The sequence below is a fragment of the Promicromonospora kroppenstedtii DSM 19349 genome, assembly GCF_000515355.1.
GTDB lineage: Bacteria > Actinomycetota > Actinomycetes > Actinomycetales > Cellulomonadaceae > Promicromonospora > Promicromonospora kroppenstedtii.
The window spans coordinates 11,720-19,723 of record NZ_KI911741.1 but is presented as its reverse complement, the minus strand read 5'-3'; the positions used below and the strand labels follow the sequence as shown (position 1 = coordinate 19,723).

9 protein-coding genes are annotated in these 8,004 nt (G+C 71.4%); 8 read left to right on the top strand and 1 reads right to left on the bottom strand.

Annotated elements, in window-relative coordinates; translation table 11 throughout:
* The coding region (locus PROKR_RS36010) for a hypothetical protein (protein ID WP_036968353.1) at positions 1-207 on the bottom strand (207 nt) is incomplete at its 3' end.
* 214 nt (positions 208-421) lie between these two features.
* On the opposite strand from PROKR_RS36010, the gene PROKR_RS23480 reads away from it, so the two are divergent.
* The 8 genes from PROKR_RS23480 to PROKR_RS23445 form a co-directional block, all read left to right on the top strand.
* Positions 422-772 carry a histidine triad nucleotide-binding protein gene (locus PROKR_RS23480; protein ID WP_036968350.1) on the top strand — a complete coding sequence of 117 codons (351 nt, stop codon included), beginning with the start codon at positions 422-424 and terminating at the stop codon, positions 770-772.
* A gap of 115 nt (positions 773-887) precedes the next feature.
* Entirely contained in the window at positions 888-1,943 is a 1,056-nt protein-coding gene (locus PROKR_RS23475; protein WP_033326134.1) for a PhoH family protein, read from the top strand.
* Positions 1,940-2,392 (top strand): rRNA maturation RNase YbeY, encoded by a 453-nt coding sequence (gene ybeY, locus PROKR_RS23470; RefSeq protein ID WP_036968347.1) that lies wholly within the window; start codon positions 1,940-1,942, stop codon positions 2,390-2,392. Before PROKR_RS23475 ends, ybeY begins: the two co-directional genes overlap by 4 nt.
* A 5-nt stretch (positions 2,393-2,397) precedes the next feature.
* A complete protein-coding gene (locus tag PROKR_RS23465) occupies positions 2,398-3,783 on the top strand; it encodes a hemolysin family protein (RefSeq protein ID WP_245605949.1) in 1,386 nt (461 codons plus the stop codon).
* Positions 3,780-4,748, top strand: coding sequence for a GTPase Era (gene era, locus PROKR_RS23460; protein WP_036968344.1), 969 nt, complete (start codon positions 3,780-3,782; stop codon positions 4,746-4,748). Before PROKR_RS23465 ends, era begins: the two co-directional genes overlap by 4 nt.
* 104 nt (positions 4,749-4,852) lie before the next feature.
* The gene (locus tag PROKR_RS23455; RefSeq protein ID WP_036968340.1) at positions 4,853-6,130 is read left to right on the top strand and encodes a cytochrome P450 family protein; all 1,278 of its coding nucleotides are present in this window, start codon (positions 4,853-4,855) and stop codon (positions 6,128-6,130) included.
* A gap of 92 nt (positions 6,131-6,222) precedes the next feature.
* The gene (locus PROKR_RS23450; protein WP_036968409.1) at positions 6,223-7,749 is read left to right on the top strand and encodes a class I adenylate-forming enzyme family protein; all 1,527 of its coding nucleotides are present in this window, start codon (positions 6,223-6,225) and stop codon (positions 7,747-7,749) included.
* Positions 7,746-8,004, top strand: a 259-nt coding sequence (locus PROKR_RS23445) for an enoyl-CoA hydratase-related protein (protein ID WP_211240223.1), incomplete at its 3' end; no start/stop codon positions are given. The genes PROKR_RS23450 and PROKR_RS23445, both read left to right, overlap by 4 nt.

Below are 8,004 nucleotides of genomic sequence, written 5' to 3'. Positions count from 1 at the left end.
GCGGACAGGCTCGGCGTCGGCCTCGGCGTCATCCGCCGTGGTGCCGCCCTCGGCGGTGTTCGCGCGGGTCACCGCGTCGCTCCTCTCGGCGGTGTGCTTGCCCTTGCGGCGACCCCAGGCGAGCCAGCCGATCCAGATGCCGATCGCGAGGCCGATCAGGGCCGCGATGACGATGAATGCGAGCGATTGGGCGATGAACCAACCCACGCGAACCTCCAGGTGACTGCTGTGTGTGGTGAGTGAGGGCGACCGACGGGACCTGCGAGGTTGACCGCGACGAAAGGATGTCTCAGTACGCCAATCTCCATCGAACGCCGCAAACTCTCCCACATCCCCTTCACCCGGGCATTTCGAACTATGTAACGGTATGGAAAAACATGGCGAAGTCCCGCCCGCGAACGCCCGCCGGTAGCCTGCCGACATGACGAGTACCGACAGCCCTGACTGCCTCTTCTGCAAGATCGTCGCGGGGGACATCCCGGCGGACGTCGTCGCGTCGTCGGACACCGCTATCGCTTTCAGGGACATCGCCCCCAAGGCGCCGGTGCACGTGCTCGTGGTACCGAGGGAGCACTACCCCGACGTGCCCGCCTTCGCGGCGTCGGACCCCGAGGGCCTCGCGGGCGTCGTCGAGCTCGCGGACGGCGTGGCGACCGAGCTCGGCGACGGCCAGTACCGCCTGATCTTCAACACGGGGCCCAAGGCCGGCCAGACGGTCTTCCACGTGCACGCCCACCTGCTCGCCGGCGGCGAGCTCCCCGGGTTCGCCTGAACTTCTTCTCGACCCGGAGCAGGAAAGACCGTGGCGTGGCCCTGGCAGGTCGATAGGATGACCATGTCGTCATCCCTACCGCGTGAAGGAGCGGATCGGCCCGACGGGCCGGCTCATGACAACTTCGTCCAGCACACAGTCACAGACCCGGATCGAGCACAAGATCGTCGTACCGGCCCACATCCCGACGGTCGCGCTCCTCGGGAGCCGGGACTCGGTGCTGCGGGCCGTCGAGGAGGGCTTCCCCGGAGTCGACGTCCTTGCCCGTGGCAACGAGATCGCGGTGAGCGGACCGGCGGGCGACGTCGCCCTGGTCACCCAGCTGCTCGACGAGCTGATCGAGGTCGTCGAGGCGGGCACCCAGCTCACCCCTGAGGTCGTCAAGCGGTCGGTGGCGATGCTGAGCGACGCCTCGGCCTCCCGCCCCGCCGAGGTGCTCACGTTCAACATCCTGTCCAACCGGGGCCGCACCATCCGGCCCAAGACGGTGGGGCAGAAGGCGTACGTGGACGCCATCGACACCAACACGATCACGTTCGGCATCGGGCCGGCCGGTACCGGCAAGACCTACCTCGCCATGGCCAAGGCCGTCCAGGCGCTCCAGGCCAAGCAGGTCAACCGGATCATCCTGACCCGCCCGGCCGTCGAGGCGGGCGAGCGCCTCGGGTTCCTCCCGGGCACGCTGTCCGAGAAGATCGACCCGTACCTGCGCCCGCTGTACGACGCGCTGCACGACATGGTCGACCCCGAGCAGGTGCCCAAGCTCATCGAGGCGGGCACCATCGAGGTGGCGCCCCTGGCCTACATGCGCGGCCGGTCGCTCAACGACTCGTTCATCGTGCTCGACGAGGCGCAGAACACCTCGACCGAGCAGATGAAGATGTTCCTGACCCGCCTGGGCTTCGGCTCCAAGATGGTGATCACCGGCGACGCCACGCAGGTCGACCTGCCGGGCGGTACCACCTCCGGGCTGCGCGTCGTGGAGGACATCCTGCTGGGCGTCGACGACGTCGAGTTCTGCCGCCTGACGTCGTCCGACGTCGTGCGGCACCGCCTGGTCAGCGACATCATCGACGCGTACGCGCGGTGGGACGTCGTCGCGGGCGGTCAGCGCCCCGGCCGTCAGCCGCAGGACCACCGTTCGGGAAGCAACAAGAGGCAGCGCCGGTGAGCATCGAGGTCAACAACGAGTCCGGGTTCGAGGTCGACGAGGCGGAGTTCGCCGCGCTCGGCCGCTTCGTCATCGACGCCATGCGGGTGCACCCCCAGTCGGAGCTGTCGATCATCTTCGTCGACACCACCGTCATGACGGACCTGCACGTGCAGTGGATGGACGAGCCCGGACCCACCGACGTCCTCTCGTTCCCCATGGACGAGCTGCGCCCCGGGCGCGACGGCGACGTCACGCCCGCCGGCACCCTCGGCGACATCGTGCTGTGCCCGGAGGTCGCGGTCACCCAGGCCAAGGCCGCCGGCCACTCCACCACCGAGGAGCTGCTGCTCCTGACGACGCACGGCATCCTGCACCTGCTCGGCTACGACCACGCGGAGCCCGAGGAGGAGAAGGAGATGTTCGCGCTGCAGCGCAAGCTCCTCCTGACCTTCCTCGCGACCCGGTGACCGGCGTGATCGTCCTGCTCCTGACCCTGGTCGTGCTGGTCGGTCTCTCGCTGGCGGGCATGCTCTCGGCCGGCGAGGCCGCGCTGCTGCGCGTCACGCGCGCCTCCCTCACGGAGGCGCTCGCGGAGGCCGAGCTGGGGCAGTCGCCCGACCCGGAGCGCGCCGCTCGGATCCGGCGCGCCCAGGCGCTCGTCGTGGACCCGACGGCGATCGTCGCGTCCTTCGCGCTGGTGCGCGTCATGGCCGAGGTCGTCGCGATCGCGGCCGGGACCCTGCTGGTGCAGCAGGCCATCCCGGGCGAGGGCGTGCCCAACGAGCTGCCGGTCATGCTCATCGCGCTGGTCGTGGGCGTCGTGGTCGGCGTCGTCTTCGTGCGGGTCTCGCCGCGTGCGCTCGGCTTCCGCCGTCCCGTCGGGGTGCTGATCGCCCTGGTGGGGCCGCTGACCGCCGTCTCGCGTGCGGTCGCATGGCTCACGCGTCTGTCGGTGCCGCGGCACGACCCGTCGCCGCCGACGGAGGCCGAGCTGCGCGACATCGCGGACCGGGTGGGGGAGTCCAGCGCCTTCGAGGAGTCCGACCGCGAGCTGCTCCGGTCGGTCATCGAGCTCGGCGGCACCATCACGCGCGAGGTCATGGTGCCCCGTACCGACATGGTCACCGTCACGGCCGACACGTCGCTCGACAAGGTGCTGCGGCTGTTCCTGCGCTCCGGGTTCTCGCGGGTACCCGTGGTCGGCGAGTCGGTGGACGACGTCGTCGGCGTCGCCTACCTCAAGGACGTCGTGGCCGCGGTGCACTGGCCCGTCGACGACGGCGGCAGGGGCGCCCGGGAGCCCTCCCGGCGCCCGGCCTCCGACGTCGCGCGCGACGCCGTCTTCGTGCCCGAGTCCAAGCCGATCGACGACCTGCTGCGCGAGATGCAGGCCTCGGCCAGCCACATCGCGCTCGTCGTCGACGAGTACGGCGGCGTCGCCGGCCTGGTGACCATCGAGGACCTCCTGGAGGAGGTCGTCGGCGAGCTCACCGACGAGCACGACACGGTGCCCGTCCAGGAGGTCGAGGAGCTCGGCGGCGGGACGTTCCGCGTGCCGGCCCGCCTCCCGGTCGACGAGCTCGGCGACCTGTTCGACCTGCGCCTGGACGACGACGACGTGGACACCGCCGGCGGCCTGCTGGCCAAGGCGCTGGGCAAGGTGCCGCTCGCGGGGGCGTCCGTCGAGGTCGGCGGCGTGCACCTGGAGGCGGAACGGATCGAGGGGCGGCGCAAGCAGCTCTCCACGATCCTCGTGCACCGCACGGAACCGGCAGGCGAGCCGGAGGACAGCAACGGTGGTCTCGACCAGCACGACCACCGTGATCAGAAGCGTGACCAGAAGGAAGTGACCTCATGAGCGATCAGCCCGCAGGGCAACAGACCATCGCACACCGGAGCGGGTTCGCCTGCCTGGTGGGCCGTCCCAACGCGGGCAAGTCGACCCTGACGAACGCGCTGGTGGGGCAGAAGGTCGCGATCATGTCGGCACGGCCGCAGACCACGCGGCACACCATCCGCGGCATCGTGCACCGCGAGGACGCCCAGCTCGTGCTGGTGGACACGCCCGGCCTGCACCGCCCGCGCACCCTGCTGGGCGAGCGGCTCAACGACCTGGTGCGGGACACGCTCTCGGAGGTGGACGTCATCGCGTTCTGCCTGCCCGCGGACCAGAAGGTGGGCCCCGGCGACCGGTACATCGCGGCGCAGCTCGCCGAGCTGATGACCGGGCGCCGCGCCGTGCCCGTCGTCGCCGTGGTGACCAAGGCCGACCTGGTGCCCCGCAACGACCTGATGGAGCACCTCATCGCCGTCGAGCAGCTCGCCAAGTCGGTGGACCGCGAGTGGGCCGACATCGTGCCCGTCTCCGCGAAGGACGGCTACCAGGTCGACACGCTGGAGTCCGTGCTCGTCTCGCACCTGCCCGAGGGCCCCGAGCTGTACCCGGACGGCGAGCTGACCGACGAGCCCGAGGCCGTCATGGTGGCCGAGCTGGTCCGCGAGGCCGCGCTGGAGGGCGTGCGCGACGAGCTGCCGCACTCCCTCGCGGTGGTCGTCGAGGAGATCGTGGAGCGCGAGGGCTCGGGCGACCCGGAGAAGGGCCGGCCCGCGCTGCTGGACGTGCGCGTGAACCTGTTCGTGGAGCGCGACTCCCAGAAGGCGATCGTCATCGGCCGCGGCGGGTCCCGGCTGCGCACCGTCGGCACCGAGGCGCGGCGCGGAATCGAGAAGCTCCTGGGCCAGCGCGTGTACCTGGACCTGCACGTCAAGGTCGCCAAGGACTGGCAGCGCGACCCGAAGCAGCTGCGGCGGCTGGGCTTCTGACGGCGGCTGCTGGTTGCCCGGGCCTGGACCCCGACGACCTCTGACCGGTCCGAATATCGCAGCCAGGATTACGGGCATTACGGACACTGTGCTGTGATTGCCGCATGGAGAGAGTGGTCGCTCGGACGTCCCCCGTCGAGCTCACGAGCCTGAGCGGGCTCACCCCCCTGTCGGCAACCACGGGCGGCATGGACTCGCAGGAGATCTACGACGTCCTGCGCAGCAGATGGGGCGTGGTGGCGCCCGTCGACATGGAACCGGGCGTGCCGGCCTGGCTGGTGATGGGGCACGCGGAGATCTGCGAGATCACGCGGAACGAGTCGCAGTTCTCCCGGGACCCCCGTAACTGGCGCTGGCACTACGACGGCCTGCTGTCGGAGCGCTCGGCCCTGCTCGGCATCTCGCCGCGCGAGCCGCGCAACTCCTCCTACCACCATGACGGCGAGCGGCGTCGTCGGCTGCGCCAGCCGCTGGACGACGGGCTGGAGGCGCTGCCCGAGAAGCTGGTCGTGGCCCAGGTCGAGGAGGTCTGCAACCGGCTGATCGAGGGCCTCGGCCAGGGCGGCGAGGCCGACCTCGTGGCGGACTGGGCCAAGAAGGTCGGCTTCCTCGCGGTGACGTCCCTGTTCGGGTTCGACCCCGCGACCGCCGACCAGATGATGGTCGACTCGGCGCACATCATGGACCACACCGGCGAGGCCGCGGAGGCACGCGACCGGATGGGCCGCAACCTCATGGCGCACGTCCAGGCCCGCAAGGAGGTGGCGGGCACGGACCTGACGTCGTCGTTCGTGCGGCACCCGAGCTTCCACGACGACCGCGAGGTCGCCGACTCGATGTCCGTGCCGCTGATCGCCGCCAGCGAGTTCCTCACCGCGTGGATCGCCCTGACCCTGCGGCTGCTGCTCACCGACCAGCGGTTCGCGGCGCGCTGGACCGGCGGCCGGATCGCCCTGGACGAGGTGCTGGACGAGGTGCTGTGGCGCGAGGCTCCCGCCGCGAACCCGCCGCTGCCCCGGTACGCGATGAACGACCTGGAGATCGACGGCAAGCTCATCCGCAAGGGCGACGCCCTGGTCATGGCCGTCGCCGCGGCCAACCAGGACCCGCTGGTGCACACCGGCAACATGTGGGACGAGGTCGGCAACCGCGCGCACCTGGCCTGGGGCGTGGGCCCGCACCGCTGCCCGGCGTCGCGGCAGGCGCGGATCATCGCGCGCGTGGCGATCAACCGCCTGCTGACCGAGCTCGACCTGGAGCTGGCGGTCGAGGACCACGACCTGGCGTGGGTGCCGTCGCCGTGGGTGCGGCACCCGCAGGCGCTGCCGGTCCGTTACCGGCGGGCGCGCTCGTCGGGCACGGAGATCTACGAGGTGCGCTGAGTGTGACGTGGCCGGGGTGCCCTTCCGCGTGGAGCTGACCGGGTAGTACCGTCACGAAAGGTATTTACCGGACACCTTCCGTGGAGGAGAGCATGCTCACCGTTGACCTGGTCCGCCGCGGGGCAGCCCGGTTCGGGCCGCGCACCGCAGTCCGGTTCGGCGACGAGTCGCTGACATACGCGCAGGTGGACGCAGCAGCGAACGCCATGGCGCGGGTGCTGCACGCCCACGGCGCGGAGCCGGGCTCGCGGGTGGCGCTGCTGATGGGCAACGGCCTGTGGTCCATCGCGATGGACTTCGCCTGCCTCAAGGCGGGGGTCACCCGGGTGCCGCTGAACGCGCGGCTGTCCGCTGTCGAGCAGGGCCGCATGCTCGACGAGACGGGGGCGCGACTGCTGGTGCACGACGCCGCCCTGGCCGAGCGGGCGGGCGAGCTCGCCGCCGCGCACGGTGTCACCACGCTGGGCCTCGGCGTGCCCGGCGCCGCCGGCGGCCCGGACCTGCTGGTCGCCATGGAGGACGTCCCGACCACGGACCCGAACCTGCCCGCGAACCCGCAGGACCCGATCCTGCTCCTGTACACGTCGGGCACCACGGGAACGCTCAAGGCGGTGGAGCACACCCAGGCCAGCTACGCCGCGATCGTCACGAACATCCTGACCAACCTGGTCGGCCCCGCGCGCGACTCGGTCATGCTGCACGCGGCCAGCCTGATCCACGCCAGCGGCACGTTCGTGCTGCCCTACTGGCTGCGCGGCGGCGAGTCCGTGGTGCTGTCCGGGTTCGAGCCGCAGGGCTACGTCGACGCGATCGCCCGGTACCGCGCGACCGAGATCAACCTGGTGCCGACCATGATCGGCATGCTGCTCTCGTCGGGCGTCGCCCAGAAGGCCGACGTCGCCTCCCTGCGCACCGCGATCTACGGGGCCAGCCCCATGCCGCGCCCCGTGATCGAGCAGGCCATGGACGTGTGGGGCCCCAGGTTCGCGCAGTACTACGGCCAGACCGAGGCGCCCCTGTGCCTGACCGTGCTCGACGCCGAGGACCACGGCGACGCCACCCTGCTCGGCTCGTGCGGCCAGCCCGCCCTCGACGCCCAGATCGTCGTGACCGACGACGACGGCGTGCCGGTCGCGCCCGGCGAGATCGGCGAGATCCGCGTGCGTTCGCCCTTCACGATGGCCGGCTACCACGCCGCCCCCGAGCTGAACGCCGAGATGTTCGCCGGCGACGGCTGGCTGCGTACCCGCGACATGGCCCGCACCGACGAGCGCGGCTACCTCTACCTCGTGGACCGGCGCAGCGACATGATCATCACCGGCGGCTACAACGTCTACCCGCGTGAGGTCGAGGACGTGCTGCTCGCCCAGCCGGGAGTGGCGCAGGCCGTCGTCGTCGGCGCGCCCGACGACACCTGGGTCGAGGCCGTCACCGCGTTCGTGGTGCCCGCGCCCGGCGCCGTCGTCGACGAGGCGGCGCTGCAGGCCGCGGTCCGCGACAAGCTGGCCGGGTACAAGGTGCCCAAGGTCGTGCGCGCCGTCGACTCGGTGCCGCTCTCGCCGGTGGGCAAGGTGCTGCGCCGCGCCCTGCGCGAGCCCCTGTGGGAGGGCCGCCGGTGAGCGTCCTGGTCACCCACGAGGGCAGCGTCACCCTGATCGGCATCGATCGCCCCGAGCGGCGCAACGCCGTCGACGGCCCCACGGCCGCGGCGCTCGCCGACGCGTTCCGGGCCTTCGACGCCGACGACGCCGCCACGGCCGCCGTGCTGTACGGGACGGGCGGCACGTTCTGCTCCGGCGCCGACCTCAAGGCGTTCGGCACACCCAGCGGCAACCGCGCAGCGGCCGACGGCGACGGGCCCATGGGGCCGACCC